We start from the raw sequence: 25,417 nt of genomic DNA, 5'->3' as shown, positions 1-25,417 counted from the left end.
TGCGCTCAGCGGATCGGCGGTGCGTATTGGATGCCGCCCTTGTTCCAGAGCTGGTTCAGTCCGCGCGAGATCCCGAGCTTCGAGCCTGCGCCGACATTACGGTCGAACACCTCACCGTAATTGCCCGTCGCCTTGATGATGCGCGCGAACCAGTCCTTGGTGAGGCCCAGCGTTTCACCGAGATTGCCGTCGGTGCCGAAGATGCGCTTTAGCTCTGGCTTGTCGGATTTCGCCTGGTCATCAACGTTCTTCTGGGTAATCCCGAGCTCTTCGGCATTGACCATCGCGAACAGCGTCCAGCGCACCACATCGAGCCACTGATCATCGCCATGACGCACCAATGGGCCAAGCGGCTCCTTGGAAATCACCTCAGGGAGCACGGCATGATCTGCAGGCACTGTGAGCTTCAGGCGTTCTGCATAAAGTTGCGAGAGATCAGCCGTGAAGACGTCGCAGCGGCCCGACTCATAGGCTTTGATAGTCTCGTCGGCGGTCGAGAACGCGATCACTTCATACTTCATGTTGTTGCCCTTGAAATAGTCGGCAACATTCTGCTCGTTGGTGGTGCCGGTCTGCAGGCAGATCGAGGCGCTATTCAGCTCGAGTGCCGAATTCACCTTGAGCGCCTTGCGGACCAGAAAACCCTGGCCGTCATAGTAGTTGATACCGGCGAAGTTCACGCCAAGCGACGTATCGCGCGACAGGGTCCAGGTCGTATTGCGCGACAGCACGTCGATCTCGCCGGACTGCAAGGCAGTAAAGCGATCCTTCGCCGAGAGCGGCACATATTTCACCTTGGTAGCATCGTTGAAGATCGCCGCCGCGATGCCGCGGCACAGGTCGACGTCGAAGCCCACCCAGTTGCCCTTGTCATCCGGCGCCGAGAAACCCGGCAAGCCCTGGGTGACGCCGCAGGACAGCATGCCGCGGTCCTTCACGGTCTTGAGCGTCTGCGCAGATGCGCCTTGCGCGGTCAGACTGGCGGCAAGAGCGAGAGAGAACATCAAGGTTGCGCGTTTCATGTAAGGCCTCTTTGGGGACGTCAGGACGCTCGGTCGACGCAAAGAATTGAATGACGAGCCTACGGATCAGTTCCATAGCCGTGAATGGCCCGACCGGAAAGGCGAACGACAGCAGAGACGATCTAAAAAGACCGTACGAATCAGCAGGAAATCGCAGATTTCGCGGCAGGCCCCTCAACGTGCCGCGGGGGATCGCGAGGTCCGCAACAGAGAACGATCAGCCAGCCGGGTCAAGGGGTTGACGGCCATCCGCCGTGTCCTCTTAGTGACGGAACCAGCCATTCGGCAACCCAGATGCCAATGGCCTTGCAACACCTGCAGACCGGCGGCCCCATTATGACAGCTTCGAACGATAATCACGGCACCACCTCGCTCGACACGGACACCGTGATCGTCACCGCCGGCCGCGACACCAAATCGCAGCGGGGCTTCGTCAATCCACCGGTCGTGCGCGGCTCCACGGTGCTGTATCCGACCGCCGACGACCTCCACGCGCATCGCGGCGAGTTTCAGTATGGCCGCCACGGCACGCCGACCACCAAGGCATTGCAGGAAGCGCTGATGGCACTGGAAGGCCCGAAATGTGCCGGCGTGGGGCTCGTGCCATCGGGCCTCGCCGCGATCTCGAACGCCCTGCTATCGGTGCTCAAGGCCGGCGATCATCTCCTCGTCAGCGACAGCGCCTATCGGCCGACACGCAATTTCTGCAACGGCATGCTGGCACGCTACGGCATCGAGACCACCTATTTCGATCCGCTGATCGGCGCCGGCATTGAAGCGCTGTTCAAATCGAATACCCGCGCCGTCCTGGTCGAAGCGCCGGGCTCACAATCCTTCGAAATGCCGGATGTGCCTCTCATTGCCGGCATTGCGCATGCGCGCGGCGCGCTGGTGCTCGACGACAACACCTGGGCCACGCCGCTCTATCATCGCTCGCTCGAACAGGGCGTCGATATCAGTATCCAGGCGGCGACCAAATATATCGGCGGCCACTCGGACATCATGTTCGGCACCATCTCCGCCAATGACGCAGCGTGGCCGCTGATCAGCGAAGGCATCAGGCTGCTCGGGACATGTGCCGGTCCGGACGACGTCTTCCTCGCGCTGCGCGGACTACGCACTATGTCGGTGCGCCTCGCGCATCATCAGCGCTCGGCGCTGGAGATGGCCCGGTGGCTGGAGACCCGCCCCGAAGTGCTGAAGGTGCTGCATCCCGCTTTGCCCAGCCATCCAGGCCACGCCATCTGGAAGCGCGACTTTACAGGCGCATCCGGCCTGTTCAGCATCATCCTGAAGCCGTCGCCGCAAAAGGCCGTCGATGCCCTGCTCGACACCGTCAAGCTGTTCGGCATGGGCTATTCCTGGGGTGGCTTCGAGAGCCTCGTGATCCCGTTCGACTGCTCGGATTATCGCAGCGCGACGACATGGGCGCCCGGCGGTCCGGCGCTGCGGTTTCATATCGGCCTGGAAAGCGTGGATGATCTGAAGGCCGATCTGGAGCGCGGCTTGGCGGCGTTCAACGCGGCGCTTTGATCGGCGAGGACGCCAGACGAAGACGCTCAGCTCTCGAGCGTCTTCGATCCGCTGCCGCGGTTCTTGATGATCAGCATGATGTTACGGACATAGATCACCGTGGCGAAGGCCTGGCCGAGGATGATCACCGGCTCGCGCTTCGCGATGCCGTAGATCAGCGTCATGAAGCCGCCGGCCATGGAGAAGAACCAGAAGGCCATTGGCACCACGCTCTGTCCGGCGCGTTCGCTGGAAATCCACTGCACGAGAAAGCGCGCGGTAAACAGCAGTTGCGCGATCAAACCAAAGGCGAGCCAGAAATCGAACTTCGCGACGAATACGTCGTAGATATAGTCGCCAAGCGCCTGACCGTATTGAATCAGCATTTATTTGAACTCGGTTGCGACCGGCGTCGTACGCTTGCGGCGGATCAGCCACCAGACGCCAGCGAGATCCATGATGCCGATCCAGAGCCGATCGAAAAAACCATAATTGGACACACCGGAATGGCGCGGCCGATCGGTGACATCGACATAAGCGATGTCGAAGCCCTCACGACGCACCAGCGCCGGGAGGAAGCGATGCAGACCATCGAAATAAGGCATCGACAAGAACACATCACGGCGGAACGCCTTCAGACCGCAGCCGGTATCTCGGGTACCGTCCTTGAGGATCGCATTGCGTACGGCATTGGCGATCTTCGATTGGGCTTTCTTGAAGCCGGTATCCTTGCGGCCAACCCGCTGCCCGGCGGCGAGACCAACACGTCCGCCGCCATCCTGAATGGCCAAAATCAGGTTGGGCAGGAATGCCGGATTGTTCTGGCCATCGCCGTCCAGCGTGGCCACGATGGCGCCGCGGGCGTTGCGCACGCCGGTTCGCACGGCTGCCGACTGGCCCGATGACGCAGCGTGGTCGATGCGGCGCAGGTTGGCGCGCGTTTGCATCAACTCGGCGAGCCGTGCTGGCGTCGCGTCGGTGGAGCCGTCATTGACGTAGATGATCTCATAGGGCCAGCGGCCGTCGAGCGCGGCGGTGATCTCGGCGATCAAAGGCGCGACATTGTCCTGCTCGTTGCGCACGGGCACGACAATGGAGACGTCGACGGGGGCAGCTTCGGGAGCGGACAAATCGGAGCTCATGGTTGGAGGGCGGTCCTGCGGGAACTTGTCGCAGCCGGCCCGGCGAAGACCGCTTATTATGGGGCCGCGGTCCCGCGGGCAACCCTTTTGAGATGGCCTGCGGACGGCCCTGGCAGCGGGGCGATCGTGCCGTCCTGGTGAATGGTGAACGCCAGATGTCGGGCCGCAAACCAGTATCGCACCGTCATGGCGCCAATCCAGCCGACCAGCCCGCCGCCGACCACGTCACTGGCATGATGCGCCAGCAGGACGAGCCGACTGGCACAGATGGCGACAGCGTAGACGATCATCACCGTGCGCAGCCGCGGCCAAAGCGCGGCGACCGCGAAAGCCAATGCGAAACTCGTGGTCGCATGACCCGACGGGAAACTGGCATAGGCCGGCGTCCAGGCGAAATGCGAAAAGTGGAAAGGATCCGCCGCGCCACTGACGAAAGGTCGGCCACGGCCGAGCATGCCTTTGATGATTTCAGCCACGAAGACTGACAGCGCGACCGACAGGAAGATGTACTGAATGCGCGTGCCGAAGCTGACAAGTACGGCGCGCGACGTGCCGTGCCGCAGCGGCGCCAGCAGGGCCAGAACGATCATAAACGCGAACAACGCCAGCAGGACATATTCGTCCTTGCCGAAGTCAGTGAAGATACGCAGCGGCCACAGGCCAGCCGTGCCCCGCGCCGGCATCAGTCCGATCTCGGTGGCATCGACGATGAACATCAGTGCGATGATGATCACGGCTGTCACGGCGCCAAGCGCCAGCGAACGGCGCGCCCAATAACGAGCAGCTTCGGCTCGCCGCGAATGCGACGGTGCGCGAACGAGCTGTGCGAATGACTGCCAGACCAGCGCAACGAGTTGCGACAGATAGGTCTGTGGCTGCGATTTGTCCGGGGCTACCATTACTCGGTCCCTTCGGAGCGATAGATCGCCACCGAAATCGCTTTGCCCTGCGAGAAGTTATAGCCGTCGATGCGGGTTGCCATGTTGTAGCGCAGGCCGATGGCCTCAGCGCGCATCGCGAACTGGCGTTCTGAACGCAGTTCGACAAGCGCGAAGCGACAGCTGCCCTGCCCGAGGAAATCCGCCGCGCCGGCACCATCAGTGAGTTGTGTGGATGTGCCGGTCATGAACACCAGGCTCGGCTCGTGATATCCCGCTGCCGCAGCCTTGGGACCGACGCAGACCACGTTACGCAGCGCACGTGCGATCTGCACACTCGGAAACAGCGGTCGGAGCGACGGCAGCAGCACGCCATAAAAGGCGGCGCTCATGAACAATGAGGCCACAACCGCATTCAGCAACGAGCGTTCTGCGCGGGCGTTATCATACAGCCACCAGGCAAACAGGCCGAAGACCAGTGCTGCGGCGGCAAATGGCCAGGCCAGAAACACCGGATGGCGGACGATCGCGACGGCACCGATCTCGGCGACCACAGCGGTTAGCGCCGGGATCGCGAACCACCAAGCCGCGCCGCGCGCCAGCCAATTGCGCGCCAGCACCTGGCGTTCAAGCGCGCCGATGACGAGGATGGCGATCGCCGGATAGAGCGGCAGCACGTAATGCGGCAGCTTGGTCATCACGACTTCGAACACGATCCAGGATGGGATCAGCCAGGCCAGCAGATATTGTGCGCCGGGCTCGCGGCGCGCGCGCCAGATCGCCGGCGTGGCCATACCGGCCAGCGGCGCTCCGGGCCAGAAGGTGATCCAGAACAGCAGGAAGTACATGCCCGGAGGCGCGCCGTGGGATTCTTGTGCAGCCAGTTTGCTCAGCATGTCGCCACCGAGCGAATTGGAGAAGAACGCTTGCCCCGACTTCAGGAAGATCGCGACGAACCACGGCAGCACCAGGAACAGCATCCAGATGACGCCGACCAGCGGCCGTAATCGCCACAGCCATGCGACCGAGCGATCCATGATCGCCAGCGCAATGATCGTCAGCCCGACGAACATCAGGATCAGCGGGCCCTTGACCAGAATGCTGATCGCCATGGCCGTCCAGAACACCGCCGGCTCCTGCCAGCGCGACTTGTCGGCCTCCTCGCCGCGCTGCCACGCCAGGTAAATCCGCGCCATCGCGCCCATCACGGCAATGACCGTCAGCAGCAGCATGGCGTCGGTCTTGGCGAGCCGGGCCTCGACGTTGAGCAAGACCGAACTGCACATGATCAACGCAGCCAGCACGGCGCCGCGCCGCGCCAGGAAGGCCAGCGCGGTCCAATAGGTCAGCAACACTGCACCAATGGCACCGATCAGCGATGGCACGCGATAGAGCCAGATGCGAACTTCGGCGTTCTGCAAGCCCAGCGCCTCAGCGGTCTCGACCACGGCCGCCTGCATCCAGTAGATGCCGACCGGCTTCTTGTAGCGGACCTCGTCCTGGAACCGGATGTCGACGAAATCGCCTGTCTCGACCATCTGCTTGGTCGCCTGCGCGAAGCGCGCTTCGTCACGGTCGATCGGCGGGATAGTGAAGAAGCCGGGCAGGAAGAACAGGAACCCGCAAATGGTTAGGAACGCGACTGCGCGGGCATGGCCGGAGCTGACGAAATCAAGCACGCGCACCAGTCTGCTGCCTGGATCGACACGGGTTTTCGGCTCGCGCGGGGCGCCAAATCGGGGTCTTGGATAGGTCTCGGCCATGCCTGTCGCATACGCTGAAACCGCCGACCGGACAACCAGTTAGCCCGTGCTTATTGGATTCTGACCACAACTGTGTCTGCGGTGCCCATGGCGTCCATGACCGTCAGCCGGACGAAACCCGGACCAGGCGGATCGACCAGCCGCTGGCGCCGGCTGTCGAGTTCCCCGGCGGCCATGCCATTGACCAGGACGGTCATGGGCAGCACCCCGCCGGCAACCTTGACCGGGACTGCCGAAAGCTGCCCCTCGCCGCCACTGGCATCGATCCGGGAACCGTTTAGCGGGAACTGGATGTGCAGGGCCTGATCGCTGCCAGTACGGATCAACTCGCCGACCGGGCGGAACCGACGCAGCGGCAGCGGCAATTTTGCATTATTGGCCATTAGCACGCCCTTGGGCGCCTTCGGCAACGGAGCCGGCAGCTTGCCGGTCCGGGCAAAGGCATCGAACAGGATCGGAGCCGCGGCCGTGCGACCGACCAGGCCGGGCACCGGCGCGCCATCGGGCCGGCCGACCCAGACGCCGATGGTCATGCGTCCGTCGAAACCGACCGACCAAGCGTCGCGATAGCCGTAGCTGGTGCCGGTCTTAAAGGCGATCCGGTTATGCGCGGCATTCTCCGGTGGCGGCGTGCCGATCAGGACATTGCCGACCTGCCAGGCTGCGACCGGATCCATCAACCGCAACGGCTCGCGATCGTCGCCGCCATTGGCCTGCATGATCTCCCGCAGCGGCTTGGAACTGCCGAGCCGCGCCACGCCTGTATAGAGCTGCACGAGATCCTGCAGCGTAATGCCGACGCCGCCGAGGCCCATGGCGAGACCGGGCGCCTCGCCGGGCGGCAGCACCAGATTGCCACCCGCCTGCTTGAGCCGTGACGACAGCCGCGATGCGCCGACACGATCCAGCAGCGCAATAGCCGGCACATTCAGTGAGAGCTGCAGCGCCTTGCGCACCGGCACGGTGCCCTGAAAGCTCATGTCGAAATTTTCGGGCGCGTAACTGCCGAAGCGCACCGGCCGATCCTCGATCAGGCTTTCCGGATGCACGAAGCCATCTTCAAAGGCGAGGCCGTAGATGAATGGCTTCAGCGTCGAACCGGGCGAGCGCACCGCGCGGGTCATATCGACCTGCCCCGCGCGGCGATCGTCGAAATAGTCGGGCGATCCGACATGGGCGAGCACGTCGCCGCTCTCGTTATCGACAGCGATGAGGCCGATGGAGATATTGTTGCCCAGCGTCGCCGCGCGATCACGCGCGAGGCCTTCAAGCGCACGCTGGATACCCGCATCGAGCGCGAGCCTGATAATCGAGCGATCCTTGTGCAGTGATGTCGCCTGATCCGCCGAATGCGGCGCCAGGATCGGCATCGGCTTGCGCAGCTTTGGCACGCTGACGGATTTCGCCTGCATGGCATCGGCAGCCGACACCCTGCCCTCGCCGACCATACGTTCGAGCACGCGGTCGCGCGCCACGCGGGCATTGCCGGGATGGCGATCAAGCCGGCGGTGTTCCGGCGATTGCGGCAGCGCTACGAGCAATGCAGATTCCGCCAGCGACAGCCGTTTGGGCTCCTTGCCGAAATAGGCGATCGACGCGGCGCGAAGACCTTCGAGATTGCCGCCGAACGGCGCCAGCGCCAGATAGAGATCGAGGATCTGATCCTTGCTCATCTGCCGCTCGATCTGCAGCGCACGGATGGCTTGTCTGATCTTCGCCGATATCGAGCGTTGCTGCCGTGGTTCGATCAGCCGCGCAAGTTGCATCGTGATGGTCGAACCGCCCGACACGATCTCGCCGCGGGTGACGAGCTGCAGCGCGGCGCGGCCGAGCGCCAGCGGATCGACGCCATGATGGCTGTAGAAGCGCTTGTCCTCGTAGCCGAGCAGTATGTTGAGATAACCGGGATCGACGGACGTCCTCGCATCGACCGGAAGCCGCCAGCGACCGTCGGTCATGGCATAGGCGCGCAAGAGTTTGCCGTTGCGATCGATAACGGTGGTGGAGATTTCGCGAGCCTGGTCGAGCGGCAAAGGGCCGAGGGAGGCCACCCACGCGGCGGTCGCTGCACCAGTCAGGACCACAACTACGGTGGCAGCGGCGACAGCCTTTCGGATAAGCCACCAGCCTCTTCTCACGTCGTGGCCGGGCTTGTCTCGGCCATCCACGTCTTGCCCACGATCCACACAAGAAGACATGGATCCCCGGGACAAGCCCGGGGATGACGGAGTGTGTGGTGTGGACGTGCCCTCGCTCATTTCGCCTTCGCGACCTCGACACTGCCCGTCCCCGTCCGCGCGTAGCGCGACGGATTATACATGTCTTCCACATAGGCTTGCGGCAGCACGTATTTGCCGGGCGACACCGCACGCACGATATAGGCGACGGTGAACACCGCCTTGTCGTCGCTCTTGCGGTCGATGGCCGCGGTGAAGCGGTCATCGCGGAATTCGGTGTTCTCGGGTTCTTCGCCGTCCTCGATCCAGTCCAGCGTGCCGCTGTCGCCCGACGACACCAGATGCGGGTTGTCGATCTCGAAACCGGCCGGGAGATAGTCGGCCACCATGATGTGCCCGTATTCCGGCTTGGCCTCGGTGATCTTCAGCACCACGGCAAAGCGATCATTCTGCTTCGCCTTGGTGACGTCGGCTGGCTTGCCGTCGAGCGTGAAGTAATTGCGCTCGATCTTGAAGCCGTTGGATGCCGCCGGCTCTGGCGTGATCGGCGAACCGGACACCGAGACGACCGCCTGCACCGGCGTATCGCCAGTGTTGGTGATCTTGATCGGTTGCCCGGACATCTCCGCCGCCTTGTAGCTGCGATAGAGAGCGGTCTTCACAGCCGAGCCGTTGACGTCGAGCGCCAGCGTGTTGGCTTCCTTGGCCAGCGCACGCGACGCCAGCACCAGCCACGCATTCTCCTGCGTGGAGGTGAACGGCGTCAGGCCGCGCGCGGCCTCGACACGCTGGACCGCCTGCGTCAGCGTTGCACGCGGCGCATTGCCTTCGCTGGCAAGCGAGACCAGCGCCGCAGCATCGCGCAGCGCGGAGCCGTAGTCGACGCGGCCGAACTCGATGATCGGCTTCGGCGCGAGGCTCTCAACCGCTGCCGCGTAGACGCGTTCTGCACGGGCACGGTCACCGACCAGCGCCAGTGCCGCCGCCAGCTGCGACTTGGCGATGGGCGTCGCCAGGTTCTTCAGTTTGGTGTCGGCGAGGTAGCGCAGATCGCCGATCGGCGCGGTGCCGTTCTTGGCCAGCACATAGAGGCCGTAAGCGAGATCGCGACCGCCGTCCTTTTCGGGTTCGTCAGCATTGACGACCGAGTTGCGTACGCGGTCCAGCGCGGCACGGAACAGCACGTCCGGCACCACAAAACCCTTTTCGCGAGCGCGGGTCAGGAAGTCCGTGACATAAGCATCGAGCCAGGCATCGTCACCGCCCGCCGACCACAGGCCGAACGAGCCGTTCGAGCCCTGACGCGCCAGCAGTCTGTCGATCGAGTCCTTGATGCGCTGATCGACTCCGGTGTCCATCGCCAGATGCGCGCCTGCCGCGAGATCGTTCACATAGAGCAGCGGCATCGCGCGGCTGGTGATCTGCTCGGAGCAGCCATAGGGATAGCGATCCAGTGCCTTCAGGATGGTCGCTGCATCAAGTGCTGTGGACAGGCTGACCGACAGCGAGACGCCGCCGGTGCCCGATACGAGATCGGAGAACATGTCCGACGTCAGCGTCAGGCTCTCGCCCTTCGCCAGCGTGCGGATCGAGCGCCGCGCCAGCACCTGCGTGGCCGCCTTGAAGTCGAGCACATAGTGCCGAGCCAGTGTCAGCCCGTTCGGTCCCTTGATATCGACATCGAGCTGGGCCGTGCCGGCACCGGATGCATCGATGGCCAGTGCCATCGAGGTCCGCTGTTTGGCGGCGAGCTTGATCGTCGTGGCCGGATTACCCGTCACCTTCACGGGGCCGGAGGTCTTTACGGCGATGGTGTAGTCGCCGGGGGCGCCTTCGACATTGTCGAGGTCGAAGCTCATGGTGCCCTTGTCGCCGGACAGCAGGAACCGCGGCAGGGTCGCAGTGAGCACCACGGGATCGCGCACCGTGACGTCCACGGTGGCGCGGCCGAGTTTGGTCGCGGTCCAGGCCACGGCCATCACGCGCGCGGTGCCGGCGAACTCCGGAATCTCGAACTCGATCTGCGCAGTGCCGTCGGCGGCCATGGTGACGATGCCGGAATACAGCGCCATCGGTTTCTGCGTGGGCGGCGAACCCTCGATCTGCGCCCCGGCACTATCGCCACCAGTGCGCAACTGGCCGCGTGTGCCCTGCATCCCGTCGATCAGCTGCCCATAGATGTCGCGAATTTCCGACGTCATGCGGCGCTGGCCGAGATAGTAATCGTCCGGCGCTGGCGGCTTGTAATTGGTCAGGTTGAGAATACCGACATCGACCGCGGCAACGACGATCTTGGCGTCCTCACCGGGATTGAGCCCGCCGAGTTTCACCGGCAGCTTCAGCGTCGTGCTGGGCCGGATCAGCGCGGGCGGCGACAGTGCCACGTCGAGCGTGCGTGCTTTTTTGTCGACACCGAACCACTTCAACCCGATGGCACGGCCGGGCATCCGCTTGGCGGCGGCATCGAGAGGTCGGCGCAGCGTCGCCACCACATATGCGCCTGTACCCCAGTCCTTGCCGACCGGGATCTTGATCTGCGACTGGCCTTCCTTGACCTGAATGCTCTGGGTCGTCAGCAGGCGGTCGCCGAGCACATTGATTGTCAGAAGGCCGGCTGTGCGGGCATTGACCGAAACGATCATGGTGTCGCCCGACAGATATTCCGGCTTGTCGATGGAGGTCTCCAGCAGGTCCGGCGTATCGGCGCTGCCGTCGGAATACCAGCCGACATCGAACTGCACCGAGGTGATCGGGCCGTCGGCTTCGTTCGATTTCACGTCGAGCCGATAGCGGCCGGGCTGCGGCTGCAGCGAGATACGGGCCGGAGCATTGGCGGCAACGGTGAGGTCGCCATCGGCCACGCGCTTGGTCGATTTGATCGGTTCATAGTCCCAGGACGAATTCTGCCGATACCACTGGTAGCGGGATTCCATTTTGAGCAATTCATAACGCAGGCCGCTGCGTGCCAACGAGGCTCCCTCGGGCGATACGACCACGACGTCGAAGGCGGCGTTATCCCCTTCGGCGACGTTCTTATCCTTGAATAACGGCTTCACGCCGATCATCGGCGCACTGGGCGCAACCGGCAGTACGAACTTGCGCTCGACGGCACGACCGCCGGCTTCCGTCATGCGGATGAAGATCTGCGCCTCCTGCGGCCGCGTCGAGGACGGCGGCTTGGCGAGGCTGACCGGGAACGTCGCGACACCATTGGCATCGGCCTCCGGCAGGCCTTCGATCGGCGTCCGCTCATTGCTGGCACTTTCCTCGTCGGCAACGCCGAACTGGTAGCCAGCGAATCCTGGGCGGTTCGCGGCAGGGCTGACAAGCAGATCGCCTTCGAGCTGCAGGCCCGACGCGGGCGCGCCATAGAGGAAGTGACCATCAACTTTAAGTTCTACAGGAGCATCAGCTTTGATTAGCTTATCCTTGGAAGATATATCGAATTCAATCCGATCCGGGACGTAATCCTCGACCATGAAAGTGGTCTCGCCGACCGACGGCGCCTTCGGATCGGTGAAGGCACGAACGCGCCAGGTGCCCGTTGGAACCGCCGAATTCAGTGGCAGCGTCAGGCTGCGACCGCCTGCACCCTGGTCCTGCAGCACAGCGCGGCGGAACTCGACGCCATCCGGACGCTCGACGACAAGGGTCATTGGGCCTGAGGTGACGGCATTGCCCTGTCCGTCACGTAACAGCGCGGTGAGATAGACCGTCTCGCCGGAACGATAGACGCCGCGCTCGGCATAGACGAAGGCATCGGCACCGGCAGGAACCGCACGGCCGGAGACGCCACGATCGCTGAGATCGAAGGCGTTCGATTTGAGACTCAGGAACGCATAGTCGTTCTTGTCGCTGGTTACCGTCAGTAGTGCCGGCGACAGACCGCCCTCGCCCTTGGCGAGCCCCGCCTCGAACAGCACATGGCCGGAGTCGTCGGTCTTCCTGGTCGCAAGAATCTCGTTGTTGCGCGCGACCAACCGGACGTCGGCCTTGGCCATCGGATCGGTCGAAGCGAGCGAATTGACGAAGACATGGATGCCGTCATTGCCCGAGAAGGCCGTGAGACCAAGATCCGACACGATGAACCACTGGGTCGCTAGCGAGCCGTCGTCATCGCCACTGCCAGACCCCGGACCCTTGGCCGCCGCGGTCATGACATAAACGCCGGGCTGCAGCTCGCCGATGGCCTGATCGACGGGGAATGCCGTGGTGACGTCGGCATTGAGCGTCGACGCCGTGGCCAGCTCGCCGGTCCAGACCTTCATGCCGCGCTCGTCGCCGAGGCTGTCGAGCTGGTACTTGCTCAGCGCCGTCTGGAAGTCGCTGCCGATGACAGTGTTGATCAGATTGCGATCGCCGATCCGGAACACATTGACGGTGACCGCCTGGGTATTGACCGAGACCACGGGGATGCCCTGCTGGCCTGTGCGCGGCAGCACATAGGCGCGGCCGGTGAAACGCACGAATGGCTTGCGGTCGCGCACATAGATGTTGAATTCAGCCGACTTCGGGAGGCTTTCCTTCACCGTCGATGGCAGGCCGGCGCGCAGATTGATGTTGTAGCGCTCGCCATGCTTGAGGCCCTCGACGCAGAGCTGCTTCTCCTCGGAGGTCAGTGCCGGCTTGTCACTGCCGGCGAGCGCCAGGAACGGCGCGAAATCGACCCGCTTGGCGAGTTCTTCCGAGAACTGGAAACAGGCGCGCGGCGAGGCGGAATCCGAGTCCACTGTGTAATCGAGCAGCCGGAAGCCGTGATCGTCGCGCAGCTTCTCGTATTGACCGCGGACGTCGGCGACCTCGCGCATCTCGAGCGACAGGCGCAGCGCGTCCAGTGCCGGGCGCCACAGTTTGCGTTCTTCCATGGCCCGGCCAAGCACGGCCAGCGCCTCGGCCTCCTCGCCGGCATTGCCGGCGCGCTGATAGGCGATATAGGCCGCTGTCGCAGCGCGCTCGCGCAAGAAGGTGGTTTCGGACGAGGTTGCCGGACGGATCTGGAAGATCGTCTTGGCGAGCCGCAGCCAGTTAGCGCTGTCGTCGGGCGCAATCGCCACGATCTGGCCCAGCGTCTGCAGACCGGCCCGGAAATCGGACCGTTTGAAGGCGGCGTCCGCGTCGGTGCGCAAAGTTGCCGCGCTCTTGGCGACAGGCCCCGCCTCGCTCTTGATCTGCGCCTCGAGCTTGATCGCGGAATCCGCCAGCTCATCCCGTCGGAAAGCCTTGTCGGCCGCGTGAGCCGAGACGAGGCCGAACGCCAGCGTGGCGCAGACAGTGACGGCGCGAACCAGACCAATCATGGACAACTCCCCTGCACGGACGAATGCCGCCTGGATTCAAATGTGCGTAAAAACGGTGACGGACTCATGGCCAGCTTGTTCGCGAGTCTCTCGACCGGCGCAACGCGAGACACGACGATTGCTGGCAACATCATGTGACGAACCCGGGTAACTCAAATCGCAGCCCCGCGCGCAAGCCGCGGGCATCATGGCGGCGGGCCCTGCCGAAAGCAAAGCCACGTCACCGCCGATTGGTCGCCCCTATGTGGGAAACGGTTCGAGCACGCGCCGACGATTTTGGTGACAGTGTTACAACGGGTCATAGGCGCATGAACGGCCGGCCCGGCCGTCATCGCCCCGCGCGTTTTAATCAAACGCGACACGTTAAGACTAAAAACAGCCTGCTGGGGACGACCGGAGATCACGGGTACCCAAGTCTTCCAGCTACGGTCAGATGGGTGCGCCTTGCGGCATCGGACGATCACGGCGATCGCCCGACCGTTCGGTCGTTCTGGGCGCATCGCATCATGATCGAACTTCTCTTGGCGACAAGTTCACTGGCGGGCCTTGCCGTCGGACTGGTCGGCCCCGTATGGGTCATTGTTGTGACGACCGTGCTGGTCGCTGTGCTGTCCGCCGTCGTGACATGGGGCCAGGGATTTTCTGCGCTGGGCGGCGTCGCGGTCACGACGGGATGTCTGATCGCGTGCCAGATCTCCTATATGGCCGGCCGTTTCGTGACCAGGCAATACGGCTTCCCGGAGCAGCTATTTGAGGATGACGTCGACGGCGAGCCAGGCGATCCCGGCCAGCGCGGCATCTCCAGTGACAATGGTAAGGACGGCAAGCCACCATCGCGGCCCCCGCCGTCGGAGTCTTAGGACCCGCCAGTCTGCCGACGCCGAATCTGCGAGACGATCCCCGAACGGGACAGGAATCGAAGCGACGTCAAAGGCACAGACGGACGTTCGGTTTTGGGACGAAAAGCGGGTCAAGTCGGCACACTTTCTGGCTGAAATCGCGGGTTCACCGCTCAATCAGCAAGACAAAGGCCAGCTCACCAACCGCCCAAACGCTTGAAAACCGTGTCCGAATCCGGCCAATTTACCCGGTCTGTCCAAGCCATACCGACGGTGATATGACGACGCGCCGGTCCCATAGCTCAACTGGATAGAGTAACGGATTTCTACTCCGTGGGTTGCAGGTTCGAATCCTGCTGGGATCGCCACGTCATTTTCCGATTCCAATACTTCAATGACTTGCAGTACATTATAACGCGGTAACTTTTTTCACGGTCAACGCGCCCCAATCAGAGACGCAGTCGTGGGTTTTGCAGGATTGGCGGTTGTGATCGCACTGATCATATACGGATCGTGGATTGGACAGATCGCGACGAATTTTTCAAATTTGCGGCGGCCTTCTTCGGCGCCGCGTCGACTTCGCCTAAACAGCGCTTAACTCCCTGGCACTTCGTTAGTTCCGCCTTCGCCAAAAACTGTCTTCTTGTGTCCCGCGCATGACGGCTTACGCTGAAGACCTTGCGGATCTCTCCGTCGCCGTGCCGACAGCGGTGCAGCCTTGTGGGCACCGCCAAACCGGACACGCGTTAGTAGTTTCGCGGGAAGTGAACGATGGCAGAGACAAATAACGCTGGACGCGGTCTTTTCGAAAGCGAGCGCGCCTTTCGGCTCCTCGTTCAAGGTGTCACAGATTATGCGATCTATCTGCTGGACCTGAACGGCATTGTATCAAATTGGAATACAGGCGCCGAGAAGATCAAAGGATATTCCGCAGATGAAATCGTGGGTCAGCATTTTTCGGTTTTCTACCCCCCGGAGGATCGCGAAGCCGGACTTCCCGCTGCTGCGCTAGAGGCCGCGCGGCGGGACAAGCGCTTCGAAGCGGAAGGCTGGCGGATGCGTAAGGACGGTTCGCGATTTTTCGCTTCCGTCGTCATTGATGCCATTTATGAAGATGGTGTGCTTGTCGGTTTCGCGAAAATCACGCGGGACATCACCGAGCGGATGCAGGCGCGCTTCGCATTAAACGAGAGCGAGAACCATTTTCGCCTGCTGGTGGGAAATGTCACCGACTACGCTTTGTATATGCTTGATCCGGAAGGTCGGATCACCAGCTGGAACTTGGGCGGCCAGCGAATCAAGGGCTATCTTCCCGAAGAAATTATCGGACAGCACTTCTCGCGATTTTACACCCCTGGTGATCGCGAAGCGGGAAAGCCGGCGCGTGCTCTGGAGACTGCCCGTAAGAACGGCCGTTACGAGGAGGAAGGCTTACGCGTTCGCAAAGACGGCACGTTTTTCTGGGCGAGTGTGGTCATCGATCCCGTCCGCAATGATGCAGGCGAGTTGATCGGCTTTGCCAAGATTACGCGCGACATCACGGAACGACGCCTGGCGACGCAGCAACTTGAAAATATGCAAAGGCAGCTGGCTGAATCACAGAAGATGGATGCGCTCGGTCAGCTGACCGGTGGAGTGGCACATGATTTTAATAACCTGCTTATGGCGGTCACCGGTAACGCTCGGCTTATCAAGCGCCACGCCATTGACCCTCGCGTGGTCAAGGCAGCAGAAGCGATAGAGGCGAGCGTTCGCCGCGGGGCGGCACTGACGCGCCAACTGCTGACTTTTGCGCGGCGCCAACAAGTCGACCCGGTGCTGCTTGACGTTGGAGAGACGGTGCAAGCTGTACGCGAAGTCTTGGCCACAGTCCTAGGCAGCGCGATAAAGCTCGAAATCTCCGTACCCGCCGGAGTCTGGCCGGTCTTCGCGGATCCAACCGAGCTCGAGACCGCAATCATCAATCTCGGCATCAACTCTCGTGATGCCATGCCCGACGGGGGCACGTTGACGATCACAGCAGAAAATCATCGTGTCGCGGACGGAGAAGATATAGGCGAGCATGTGAATATCAAAGTGATCGATACCGGCGCTGGTATTCCTGAGGATGTCATTGCGAAGGTGTTCGATCCCTTTTTCACGACCAAGCCTGTCGGCAAGGGAACGGGATTGGGGCTCTCGCAAGTCCATGGCTTTGTCAACCAGGCTGGCGGCAGTGTAGAAATCAAAAGCAAGCTCGGCGCAGGCACGGAAATCGTCATTCGGCTCCCACGCGGAGAGGGCCATGCTGGCGTGCATGAAGCAGAGGTTCTGGCCGAAGGCGCCGGCACCGTTCTTCTCGTTGAAGACAATCCAGATGTCGCAACCTCCAGCACCGTTCTTTTGGAAGAGCTGGGATATCGCGTGAAATGGGTAACGGACGCAGAGTCCGCAATGCGCGAGATTGAGCGCGACGGCATCGACATTGTATTTAGTGATATTGTGATGCCGGGAAAGTTGGATGGTCTCGGCCTTGCTCGCAATCTCAGACGGAGTCACCCGCACATGCCGGTGGTGCTTGCGACGGGCTATAGTGACGCCTCCCGGAAATCAGGTTCAGAGTTTCTGCTATTGCGCAAACCCTACGAGCTTCACGAGCTCAGCAATGCATTAGAGACCGCTCGCAGCAGTGTCGCTTGACAGCATCCTCTGACCATCCATGTGAAGCGCGCCGGTCGGGCCGGCTCTGGCACCGCTTTCTGTGCCAAACCGGTTTCGGAGGTGACCTCCTTCACAACCGCGAATTTGTTGCGCCGCAGAGCGACCTATGGCGCCGGATTCGGCTCGGAACGATATTCGATTACTGAGATTGATCGCATACCGGTACGGAAGCAGCGCTCCCGATGCAGATCCCCACGGTATTTCGGGCGATTTATTTCTCCGAGGCTCTTTACGTCTGATTTGTGGAGCGCAGAATGAGGTCTGTTCTGAAGTGGGGAGGAAGCGATGAAAGAGCTTCTACATGCACGAGCAATGGAGAGCATGTGTCGACAGCGCGCCTCGTTTTTTCCCGAGGAAAGTTGGAAATTTCTAGCCGAAGCCGAAAGGTGGAAGCATCGGGCGCTTGATTTGATCAGCGACCATCACGTTGACTGTAACCAGCCAGCTCTGCCAGATGCTGCTGAAGCTTCTAACATTCACGCGTCACGCTAGGTCTTTCATTTCGGCAACGCTGGAACTTTTATTCGCGTATCAATGCGAGCTGCGCCGCATCTTTCGAACTAGCACGCGAAAGCTGATGGCCCGATATCAATAGGCCCGCTCTTCGCCGGCCTTGCGATACTTTGTCTCATGGAACTACACTCATCTTCTTGTCGTTGGTTCAACGCGCCCGCTGTTTTGCGAAATAGTGGAGTGTTTGTCGCGCGGTGAAACCTAGGACATCGATGGCTCCCACAAAGCTCCAACGAAAAGCGATCGCAACAGCAGTTCAACTGAGGGCCATGTCTCGAAGGTGCAAAGAGTTCGCCAAATTCGTCGGATTTCGGTCAGTATCAGATCGGCTGAATGCTTTGGCGGCGAAATACCAGAAAGAAGCTTGGGAAGTTGAGGAACGCGCCGGACTGCACTTGAACGGAGGGGATCCCGACGAGCCCTCGAGCTGATAAGTTTCAGGCATCCGTGGCCAAGCGGGAGACGGGTATTAGTTCAGGTCATGGAGAAGGCGCCGCCTTCGTCCTTGATGATTACTGCCGCCTCTCTAACTTCGTCCCTGCTGGCGCATTAGCAAAGTTAGACGCCTGCATAAGGCCGATATAGCTACGCCTTTGCGAGGATACGGGTCTTTGCATTGACCGGACCAAAGACGCCAAGTGCCGAAGGTCAGACAGAGAACTCTTCACCAGCGCAGGATACTTGCTGGGAGACCGAGAGGCGCAGGTACGGTCCTAGTCAGGATTGATTTCGACTGCACGCCAGCAGGAAATCCAAAGCCGACATAGCATCCAGATATCGCATTTTCACCCGGCCATTAACGCCAATCGCCTCGTCAACTAACGTCTGATCCGGCACGCGCTTGAAGCCCATTGTCCAGTTCGGAAACAGCCGGTCCCCATATCCAAGCCCCCGCTGAAGTACGCTGACATCTCGGTGCCGCGGGTCGGCGCTGATACGATCATAAACCCCGATGACATTCTCCGGCTCTCCCTCAATTACCTGAAGAAAGTTGCCGTCCGAGTGGACAAGCATGCCTGTTACGCGAACCGCCTCGTTCCGCGCCCTTGCCTTCTGCAGCAAGTCAGTAAGATCCTGGGATGAAAATGGCTGATTTGCAGTGCTTAAGTATAAAATCCGAAACATGACTTGCTCCCAACACCCGTTAACGCTGGATACCTGGGAGAGTTCACTTAGCTCACATCAAGCCCAGCTGCGCGCGCGCGACTTCGCCAAATTTGCCGGCCTTGACACGGCAGCCTTTGAGGCGCCGAACACTGCAATGGCAAATAAAGCTCAGTTCTCCATTCTCGCCTACCAGCGACGGCCAGGATTTTGGCGCGCAGCTATTTCCCGCAAAGATGGAGCCGTCCTGACCATGAATGGCGTTGCATTGAAAAGCTTTGTCACGTCCGAAGATTTCCCGTCAGAAGACGAGGCTTACACGGACGCCGAGAAAGCTATCCGTTTGATTTAGGCGCTGGATTCTACCGACGCAGAACGCGGGCGTTATCGGATCAAGCTGCGTATGCCCGGGCATTCTGGCGGCGCGACGCAGACACCCTAGCGCATGTTCTCGAACGTCCGCATCGCAGATATCACCGCCGTGGTCAGGTAGGGCTTCGGAATGAAAAGCGCGTTGGCCGGAATCGTCATGGGCCTCGCCTTCCCAGTTGTGATAATGATGTGGATCGGTGGCCACCTGTCACGAACAGCAGCAGCTAGCTTGAGGCCATCCATGGAGCCGGGCATATCGATATCCGTGAATACGAGGTGGATATCCTGGCGGGCCTCTAGGACGGCAATTGCCTGGTTGGCGTCGCCGACCTGCAAAACATCGAAGCCTGCTTCGACCAATTCTTCGCTGATCAAATCCCGAATGAGGGCTTCATCCTCAACAACCAGCACTGTCGGCATTCCGAAACCTCGAGAGCCAACATGGCACTCCTCCTAAGTTAGTTAGCGTACAATCGTTCCCGATCATTACTTCGGAGACTTGAGATTGGAGTCCCGCCAAGCCCTCGAACGAGCATCCGCTTCGTAGTCTCGAGCTTTCTTCAAGTGAGCCTGCTTGGCATCGCCCTCGGGTAGCTTGCCAGCCTTGTCAGACTGGATTTTCCCCAGCCGGCGGTTTTCTTCAGCGTCGGGCACTTGCTTCATGACACACCTCCGGTTTTTTCAGACCGGATAATGGATTTCTGTTCAGAGAGTTCCCGCGTAACGAACATACAATCTGTTGGCGCCGGGCCAGTCTACAGAGACAAACGGGACTGGGTCGGAAATGGCGTCGTGGCATCAGCCCGGACAGGCCGCGCCGGTCTTCGCCCATGCTTCCACGAGTGCGCCCGCCTCCGCCTGTGTGCCCGGCGCAGGTGCACGTCCGTAACCAGGCGCCCAGGCCCAGCCGACCAGCGTATCCTTGCCAATGTGGTCGATGAGATCCTCGACCTTGCGGCCGCCATTGCGTGCGGGATCTTTGATCTGCGCGCAGATCTCTACGACGGTCTTGCCTTCCCATGCCATCTCGCGCGGCGCCAGGTGCCATTCGTGATGACCGGGGATGCGGCCGGGTTCGAAATTGGCGTCCTTGTGACAGGAGTTGCAGCGCATCGCCGCGGTGCCGTGGCCATCGGACCCACGCGTCACCGGCGGCTGATGCAAACGGCGCGCATCGCCCTGCCGCGGCATGTCGCCGGCGGGATGGCAGTTCACGCAGCGCGGATGCGTCAACACCTTGCCGAGTTCGGTAAAGATCGCTGCGGAGCGCGCACTGGTATCGGCGATGCCATTGAAACTCTCCGGGCTCGCCAGCCCTTTCGATGCGCCCTGCCCGGCCGCATAGGCCGTGAGCATGCTCATCCCGAGCGTCGCGACGACAACCAGAGTCTTGACGCGTGTCTCGGCTCTCATCCGCGCGGCTCCTGAATGAGATAGCGCTTCGCGTCGCTGAGGATCACATCGAGCACGGCCTCATGATACTTGAAGTAGCCGGTGCAGCGACACAGATGCCCGTCAAGCGCCTCGGCGATCCTCTCTTCAAGGCCCGCGCGCGGCACAGGCGTCCTGGCCATCTGCTCGAGCAGCACCTGCCCTTCATTGAGAAAACCGGCGGTACAGTAACCGCACTGGAACGCGAAATGCCTGATGAAGGCCTTCTGCAACGGCGACAGCTCGCCGTTCTTGGCGTGGCCCTCGACCGTGCGGATGGTCTTGCCGTGGAAGCTCGCCGCCGAGGTCACGCAGGTCGGATTGGTGTGGCAGGTGCCGTCGGGCTCGTCGACGATCACGACACAGCTCAGGCACTGCGCGGCGCCGCAGCCGAATTTGGTGCCGGTCATGCCCAGATATTCGCGCAGGAAGTCGTTCATGGAGAGATCGTCGCGCACCTCGGTGGGCGCATGGACCTGTCCGTTGATGGTGATGCCCAGTGTCGTCACGCGAGCGCTCCCTTGAGCATGGCCTGTGTCACCGGCAGCGCCGCGAAGCGGTGGCCGATGGCGTCATAGATGGCGTTGAGCAATGCCGGCACGATGGGGATCATCACCACCTCGGCCATGCCCTTCGGCAATTCGTCCGGTGTCAGCGGCGGCATCAGCTCAATCTCGACGTCGCGCAGCGACAGGTCTGATCCTCGCGCCACCAGATATTGACCGAGATTCCATTGCCCGTTGCCGGGTCCGCCCTCAAACGGCGGCAGCGTTTCCAAAAGTGCGTAACCGACGCCCATGGCGAAGCCGCCTTGTGCCTGGCCAATCACGACCTCCGGCACCAGCGCCTGCCCGCATTCGAATGCGGTATAGGCTTTGGCGATGCGCAGCACGCCGGTCGCTTTCTCGATCTCGACCCGGACTGTTGCACCGCATGCCGCTGTATAGGCCGTGCCCATCCGGTTGTTATCGGTTGGCGGGAACAACACGCTGGCACGGTTGATGCGCGTGAATTTGCCGGCGCCACGACGTAGCGCGAGCCCGTCGATCTCGGCGCGATACTGCTCGCCGTTAATGGGGAAACGTGCGCGTGCCCACGACCAGCGCGAGAACCCGTGCGCCACGGCGCCGGTGACCAGATTGCGTGCATGGGCCGCGGCGGCGAGTTTGTCCAACGGCAGCGACGGCAGGCCCGCCATTGTGAGCTGTCCGTCCTTCCACTGCGCTTTGGCAAAGTCCCTGGCGCGTGGATCGCGCGGGCCGATATTCCATAGCGCCAGCGCCGCCGGCCACAGACCGAAGCGGAAGATCACCCGCGCAGCTTCCGCCGCGGCATGGGTACCGACATGGGCGCCGATGGAGGCTGACGTGGCCGAACTGATCGACGGCACCCAGCGCGGATCCTTCTCGGCCTTGTCCTGGGTCTTCTGGTCCATGGTGTAGCAATCGCCGGAGGTCACCAGCTCCATCGCATCGAACACGCCGACCTGCGACACCGCCACCTCGTCAGCGATGCTGCCGAGATGCAATGCCACGCGATTGGCCAGCGCCGTGCCGATGCCGTTGCCCATCTCGACATGGTCGCAGAAAATCGCGATCCTGCCGTCGGGGCTGAGTTCAACGCGACCGTTAGAACTATCGCCGCCGGTGCCGTAGTCCTTGGTCACACAGGCGACGCCGGTGCCGACCAGTATGCCACTGGTCGCGCGCGCCTTCTCTGCAGCTCGTTGCTTCCAGATCGCGTGCTGCTCGAGCTTGTCGAGAACCTCTAAGCTCCGCACCGAGACGATATAGGGATTGCCGGTCATGGTGCGGCCATCCTGCTTCAGGGCATTGCGTCGCCGGAAGTCGATGGGATCGAGCTTCAGCGCAAGCGCCGCCTCGTCGATCAGAACTTCCAGCGCGGTCATGGTCTGCAGCGAACCGTAGCCGCGCATCGAGCCCGCGGTCACGCCGCGGGTATGCTCTGCCACAGTCGTCACATCGACCTTCGGCACGTCATAGATACCAATCGCAGCCGTTGCGGCGCAGGTGGCGACATTGGCCGAGAAATTGGCGAGACCACCGCCATCGAGCACGTGATCGGCGGCGAAGGCCGTGATCTTGCCAGAGGCGCGATCGACCGACATGCGCGAGCGCATCTTGATGGCGTGGCGTTTGATGCCAGCCTGAAATTGCTGATACCGATCGTGCGCCAGCCGCACCGGACGGTCCGGGAAGAATATCGCCGCCAGCGTCACATAGAAAATGAATGGCGTATGATCGCGGCCGCCGAAACCGCCCCCGACATAGGCGAATTGCGCGTTGATCGCACTCGGCTTGAACGGCGCCTTGGTTTCGCCAAGCAAAAACGCGATTGATTCCGCCGCTTCATACGGCGACTGCACGCCCAGCACCAGTTCGAGCGCCTTGTCTTTTGCGCTGTACCAGCCGAGTCCGCATTCCGGCTCCATAAACATCGGATCGACAGACTGCGTATCGAAGGTGCGGTCCAGTACCAGAGCCGAAGACTCGCTGGCGGCGATCTCCGCACGGATCTGGTCGCCATAGACCGCAGCCTTCTCGTAACCGGCCTCGTTCTTGTGCGCGGTCGAGGACCATACCGGCAGCGCGGACGCCTGGGTACGGCCGGGCGTGACCCAGCCGGCAAGGACCGGCGAGTACACATCGGGCGCATCGGGCGTGGCGCCGGCAACGCGGGTGAAACGATACGCCGCATAATTCGGCATTACGATCGGGCCGGTCTCCTCGCCAAACTGCACGAAGGTACCATCGCGCAAGGCCATCCGCGCGCGGTCATAGGTGTCGAACTGCTCAAAGATCAGCAGCGCAACAGGCTGGCCCATATAGAGCGGCGTCTTGCCGACGGGACAGAACAGATCGCCTTCATAGTAGGCGGGAACGCGGATGTTGATCCTGGCGAGATCCGCCGCGGTGACGATCACCGTAGGCTTCAGCGCCCCGCTCAGCCGCGCGAGGTCCATGCCAAGATAGACATGGGTGGCATCGGGCGCGCGCACCAAAATCGCGTGCGAGGTCTTGGCCGGCCAGCCCGGCAGGTCATTCGCCCGGAAATCCGAGGCATAGAGTTTCGAGCCGGTGACCTTGGCGACGCCATCGACACGGCCGGCGCCGCCGATAGCGGGATTCAACTTGTCCCGCCCCGGCAGTGTCTCGCGTGCCGGGAACGCCACCGGCTCCGCCGCAGCCAGATGCGACAGGCTGAGCGAAATACCGCCCGCCGATACCCATTTCATGAACTCACGACGCGAAGTCCGCATGCTTCCACCCCTGATCGACAGCCGTCCGCCGCTGCGCCGATTACTTGAGATCGGCGATGGTGGCTGGCCCCGGTCCAGTGGTGATCAGCGTCGGCCACTGGTTGGAGCCGAACGGCACCACGGGCGGCAGGAACGGCGTCATGCCGCGCTTGGCGCTCTCGGCGATGATGGCAGCGCGGGCGTCGCCCCCCATCAATTCATAATCCATCAGATGATAGTTGCCGAAGAACAGCGAGCCCACCGAGCGATCGGCGATGATGCGGGTCAGCGACTCCAGCATGTCGGCTTGCGTGGTGGTGAACGACACGGTCTCGATCAGTAGCAGACGATCGTTGATGGCCTCCGGCGGGAAGAACTGTGCCAGCACGCTGAACAACACGTTGTTCTGCCGTGCCACGTAAATCGTGTTGCTCGCGGCATAGGCCTTGTCCCAATCGGGACCCAGCATCTTCTTCCAGTCGCCCAGCACGGTCATCCAGTGATTGACCTGGGTCTGCGCGGCCCAAGTCACGTTCTTCGCAAGGAACGGCGCCTGTTTCTTGCCAAATGTCTCCAGCACATCGAAGGGGATGACGCCCTTGGCGATGCACTCGTCCATGAAAGCCAGGTTGTTCTGCAGGATGGTACGGTTGTTGTCGCGCCAGTCGGCCTGCATCGGCGTGAGATCGAGGCCATCCAGCGCCGACTGCATGCGGCTGCGATAGGCTTTCATCGAGCCGAGCCAGGATTTGTTATCGGGATTGTTGACGTAGGGGCCAACCACCTCGGCCAGTGCCATGGTGCTGTGGCCGACCGACTTGAGCAGCTGATAGACCATTGGCACCGAGGGCGCGTCGAGCGGCGGTTTGCCGGGCTGGTACAGCGTGAACTTGCCACCGGCGCCGGAGAACAGACCGAGGATCACGGGATGCTTGGCAAGGATATTGGCGCGGAAGACTTTCGCTGCGTCGCCGTAAAGCTCGAACATGCCGGTGTTGAGCGCGAGCATGTCCTTGGTGGCGGTCTCGGCAGGCTTTGTCGCGGTGAGCCCGGAAATCGGCGCCATATAGGATGGCAGCGTCTGGGCATGGGCGGCGCCGACGCCCCCCAACAGGACAGCTGCGAGAGCGACAGCGTGGCGATACGTCATATCCGGACTCCTCCGAGTCATCTTGGCGACTGCTACTGTCACGACTAACGCAGCACATCTTAAAAATCTGCCTTTCCATTCAGCAGAAATGGTCGCGACATAGTTGACGACAGCAAACACGCCGTGACGGGCGGAATGCTCTCGAACGCGACTGAACTGGATAAGAAAAACGCTACGAATCACGCAAAGCGCCGGTGACTCAAGGCTATACGCAATTTAGTGACACCGGAATTGGTTCGCGATCCGGAATACGCAATA

18 protein-coding genes and 1 tRNA gene are annotated in these 25,417 nt (G+C 61.8%); 5 read left to right on the top strand and 14 right to left on the bottom strand.

The window, feature by feature from the left end:
• Positions 1-5: 5 nt before the first annotated feature.
• The gene (locus AC1DUY_RS02030) at positions 6-1,022 is read right to left on the bottom strand and encodes an amino acid ABC transporter substrate-binding protein (RefSeq protein WP_093758538.1); all 1,017 of its coding nucleotides are present in this window, start codon (positions 1,020-1,022) and stop codon (positions 6-8) included.
• Positions 1,023-1,358: 336 nt separating this feature from the next.
• On the opposite strand from AC1DUY_RS02030, the gene metC reads away from it, so the two are divergent.
• A complete protein-coding gene (metC, locus tag AC1DUY_RS02025) occupies positions 1,359-2,555 on the top strand; it encodes a cystathionine beta-lyase (protein WP_478111899.1) in 1,197 nt (398 codons plus the stop codon).
• Between the two features lie 26 nt (positions 2,556-2,581).
• On the opposite strand, the gene AC1DUY_RS02020 is transcribed toward metC, so the two are convergent.
• Genes AC1DUY_RS02020 through AC1DUY_RS01995 form a run of 6 tightly spaced genes read right to left on the bottom strand, consistent with a single transcriptional unit; the run spans position 2,582 to position 13,791 of the window.
• A complete protein-coding gene (locus AC1DUY_RS02020) occupies positions 2,582-2,920 on the bottom strand; it encodes a lipid-A-disaccharide synthase N-terminal domain-containing protein (RefSeq protein ID WP_089264280.1) in 339 nt (112 codons plus the stop codon).
• Entirely contained in the window at positions 2,921-3,676 is a 756-nt protein-coding gene (locus AC1DUY_RS02015) for a glycosyltransferase family 2 protein (RefSeq protein ID WP_120289651.1), read from the bottom strand. It lies immediately after the preceding gene.
• A gap of 56 nt (positions 3,677-3,732) precedes the next feature.
• A complete protein-coding gene (locus AC1DUY_RS02010; RefSeq protein ID WP_478111896.1) occupies positions 3,733-4,575 on the bottom strand; it encodes a phosphatase PAP2 family protein in 843 nt (280 codons plus the stop codon).
• Positions 4,575-6,317, bottom strand: a complete 1,743-nt coding sequence (locus AC1DUY_RS02005) for an ArnT family glycosyltransferase (protein WP_120289647.1) — start codon at positions 6,315-6,317, stop codon at positions 4,575-4,577. The genes AC1DUY_RS02010 and AC1DUY_RS02005 overlap by 1 nt, the downstream gene beginning before the upstream one ends.
• A gap of 50 nt (positions 6,318-6,367) precedes the next feature.
• Positions 6,368-8,575 (bottom strand): penicillin-binding protein 1C, encoded by a 2,208-nt coding sequence (gene pbpC / locus AC1DUY_RS02000; protein WP_478111894.1) that lies wholly within the window; start codon positions 8,573-8,575, stop codon positions 6,368-6,370.
• Positions 8,572-13,791 carry an alpha-2-macroglobulin family protein gene (locus AC1DUY_RS01995; protein WP_478111892.1) on the bottom strand — a complete coding sequence of 1,740 codons (5,220 nt, stop codon included), beginning with the start codon at positions 13,789-13,791 and terminating at the stop codon, positions 8,572-8,574. The genes pbpC and AC1DUY_RS01995 overlap by 4 nt, the downstream gene beginning before the upstream one ends.
• Before the next feature lie 506 nt (positions 13,792-14,297).
• Here AC1DUY_RS01995 and AC1DUY_RS01990 point away from each other — a divergent pair.
• From AC1DUY_RS01990 to AC1DUY_RS01980, 3 genes are all read left to right on the top strand, one after another.
• A complete protein-coding gene (locus tag AC1DUY_RS01990) occupies positions 14,298-14,651 on the top strand; it encodes a hypothetical protein (protein WP_478111890.1) in 354 nt (117 codons plus the stop codon).
• A gap of 270 nt (positions 14,652-14,921) precedes the next feature.
• Positions 14,922-14,998: transfer RNA gene (locus AC1DUY_RS01985), tRNA-Arg, on the top strand.
• A 403-nt stretch (positions 14,999-15,401) separates the two neighbouring features.
• Positions 15,402-17,309: a hybrid sensor histidine kinase/response regulator gene (locus AC1DUY_RS01980; protein ID WP_478111888.1), complete on the top strand. Its 1,908-nt coding sequence runs from the start codon at positions 15,402-15,404 to the stop codon at positions 17,307-17,309.
• A gap of 1,251 nt (positions 17,310-18,560) precedes the next feature.
• Here the strand turns inward: AC1DUY_RS01980 and AC1DUY_RS01975 are convergent.
• On the bottom strand, positions 18,561-18,968 hold the full coding sequence (locus tag AC1DUY_RS01975; RefSeq protein WP_478111886.1) for a BLUF domain-containing protein: 408 nt from the start codon (positions 18,966-18,968) through the stop codon (positions 18,561-18,563).
• On the opposite strand from AC1DUY_RS01975, the gene AC1DUY_RS01970 reads away from it, so the two are divergent.
• Positions 18,967-19,299 carry a hypothetical protein gene (locus AC1DUY_RS01970; RefSeq protein ID WP_478111884.1) on the top strand — a complete coding sequence of 111 codons (333 nt, stop codon included), beginning with the start codon at positions 18,967-18,969 and terminating at the stop codon, positions 19,297-19,299. The genes AC1DUY_RS01975 and AC1DUY_RS01970 overlap by 2 nt on opposite strands.
• An 86-nt stretch (positions 19,300-19,385) precedes the next feature.
• Here AC1DUY_RS01970 and AC1DUY_RS01965 read toward each other — a convergent pair whose 3' ends face one another.
• From AC1DUY_RS01965 to AC1DUY_RS01940, 6 genes are all read right to left on the bottom strand, one after another.
• The gene (locus AC1DUY_RS01965; RefSeq protein WP_175368981.1) at positions 19,386-19,739 is read right to left on the bottom strand and encodes a response regulator; all 354 of its coding nucleotides are present in this window, start codon (positions 19,737-19,739) and stop codon (positions 19,386-19,388) included.
• A gap of 66 nt (positions 19,740-19,805) precedes the next feature.
• Complete coding sequence (locus AC1DUY_RS01960) at positions 19,806-19,982, bottom strand: hypothetical protein (RefSeq protein ID WP_170849671.1); 177 nt, start codon at positions 19,980-19,982, stop codon at positions 19,806-19,808.
• Positions 19,983-20,117: 135 nt separating this feature from the next.
• Positions 20,118-20,732 (bottom strand): Isoquinoline 1-oxidoreductase subunit, encoded by a 615-nt coding sequence (locus AC1DUY_RS01955; RefSeq protein WP_478111881.1) that lies wholly within the window; start codon positions 20,730-20,732, stop codon positions 20,118-20,120.
• Positions 20,729-21,259: a (2Fe-2S)-binding protein gene (locus AC1DUY_RS01950; RefSeq protein ID WP_184516750.1), complete on the bottom strand. Its 531-nt coding sequence runs from the start codon at positions 21,257-21,259 to the stop codon at positions 20,729-20,731. The genes AC1DUY_RS01955 and AC1DUY_RS01950 overlap by 4 nt, the downstream gene beginning before the upstream one ends.
• A complete protein-coding gene (locus AC1DUY_RS01945; protein WP_478111879.1) occupies positions 21,256-24,030 on the bottom strand; it encodes a xanthine dehydrogenase family protein molybdopterin-binding subunit in 2,775 nt (924 codons plus the stop codon). The genes AC1DUY_RS01950 and AC1DUY_RS01945 overlap by 4 nt, the downstream gene beginning before the upstream one ends.
• A 40-nt stretch (positions 24,031-24,070) precedes the next feature.
• Positions 24,071-25,159 (bottom strand): hypothetical protein, encoded by a 1,089-nt coding sequence (locus AC1DUY_RS01940; RefSeq protein WP_478111877.1) that lies wholly within the window; start codon positions 25,157-25,159, stop codon positions 24,071-24,073.
• Between the last annotated feature and the right edge of the window lie 258 nt (positions 25,160-25,417).

This window comes from Tardiphaga sp. P4_G1, assembly GCF_056401215.1.
Note: the sequence above shows the minus strand (reverse complement) of the source record. Positions and strands in the feature narration are given on the sequence as shown.

What these genes read in the sequence shown, in the direction of transcription:
- AC1DUY_RS02030 (WP_093758538.1), bottom strand. Translation starts at nt 1,022, where the DNA reads ATGAAACGCGCAACCTTGATGTTCTCTCTCGCTCTTGCCGCCAGTCTG.
- metC (WP_478111899.1), top strand. Translation starts at nt 1,359, where the DNA reads ATGACAGCTTCGAACGATAATCACGGCACCACCTCGCTCGACACGGAC.
- AC1DUY_RS02020 (WP_089264280.1), bottom strand. Translation starts at nt 2,920, where the DNA reads ATGCTGATTCAATACGGTCAGGCGCTTGGCGACTATATCTACGACGTA.
- AC1DUY_RS02015 (WP_120289651.1), bottom strand. Translation starts at nt 3,676, where the DNA reads ATGAGCTCCGATTTGTCCGCTCCCGAAGCTGCCCCCGTCGACGTCTCC.
- AC1DUY_RS02010 (WP_478111896.1), bottom strand. Translation starts at nt 4,575, where the DNA reads ATGGTAGCCCCGGACAAATCGCAGCCACAGACCTATCTGTCGCAACTC.
- AC1DUY_RS02005 (WP_120289647.1), bottom strand. Translation starts at nt 6,317, where the DNA reads ATGGCCGAGACCTATCCAAGACCCCGATTTGGCGCCCCGCGCGAGCCG.
- pbpC (WP_478111894.1), bottom strand. Translation starts at nt 8,575, where the DNA reads ATGAGCGAGGGCACGTCCACACCACACACTCCGTCATCCCCGGGCTTG.
- AC1DUY_RS01995 (WP_478111892.1), bottom strand. Translation starts at nt 13,791, where the DNA reads ATGATTGGTCTGGTTCGCGCCGTCACTGTCTGCGCCACGCTGGCGTTC.
- AC1DUY_RS01990 (WP_478111890.1), top strand. Translation starts at nt 14,298, where the DNA reads ATGATCGAACTTCTCTTGGCGACAAGTTCACTGGCGGGCCTTGCCGTC.
- AC1DUY_RS01980 (WP_478111888.1), top strand. Translation starts at nt 15,402, where the DNA reads ATGGCAGAGACAAATAACGCTGGACGCGGTCTTTTCGAAAGCGAGCGC.
- AC1DUY_RS01970 (WP_478111884.1), top strand. Translation starts at nt 18,967, where the DNA reads ATGACTTGCTCCCAACACCCGTTAACGCTGGATACCTGGGAGAGTTCA.
- AC1DUY_RS01975 (WP_478111886.1), bottom strand. Translation starts at nt 18,968, where the DNA reads ATGTTTCGGATTTTATACTTAAGCACTGCAAATCAGCCATTTTCATCC.
- AC1DUY_RS01965 (WP_175368981.1), bottom strand. Translation starts at nt 19,739, where the DNA reads ATGCCGACAGTGCTGGTTGTTGAGGATGAAGCCCTCATTCGGGATTTG.
- AC1DUY_RS01960 (WP_170849671.1), bottom strand. Translation starts at nt 19,982, where the DNA reads ATGAAGCAAGTGCCCGACGCTGAAGAAAACCGCCGGCTGGGGAAAATC.
- AC1DUY_RS01955 (WP_478111881.1), bottom strand. Translation starts at nt 20,732, where the DNA reads ATGAGAGCCGAGACACGCGTCAAGACTCTGGTTGTCGTCGCGACGCTC.
- AC1DUY_RS01945 (WP_478111879.1), bottom strand. Translation starts at nt 24,030, where the DNA reads ATGCGGACTTCGCGTCGTGAGTTCATGAAATGGGTATCGGCGGGCGGT.
- AC1DUY_RS01940 (WP_478111877.1), bottom strand. Translation starts at nt 25,159, where the DNA reads ATGACGTATCGCCACGCTGTCGCTCTCGCAGCTGTCCTGTTGGGGGGC.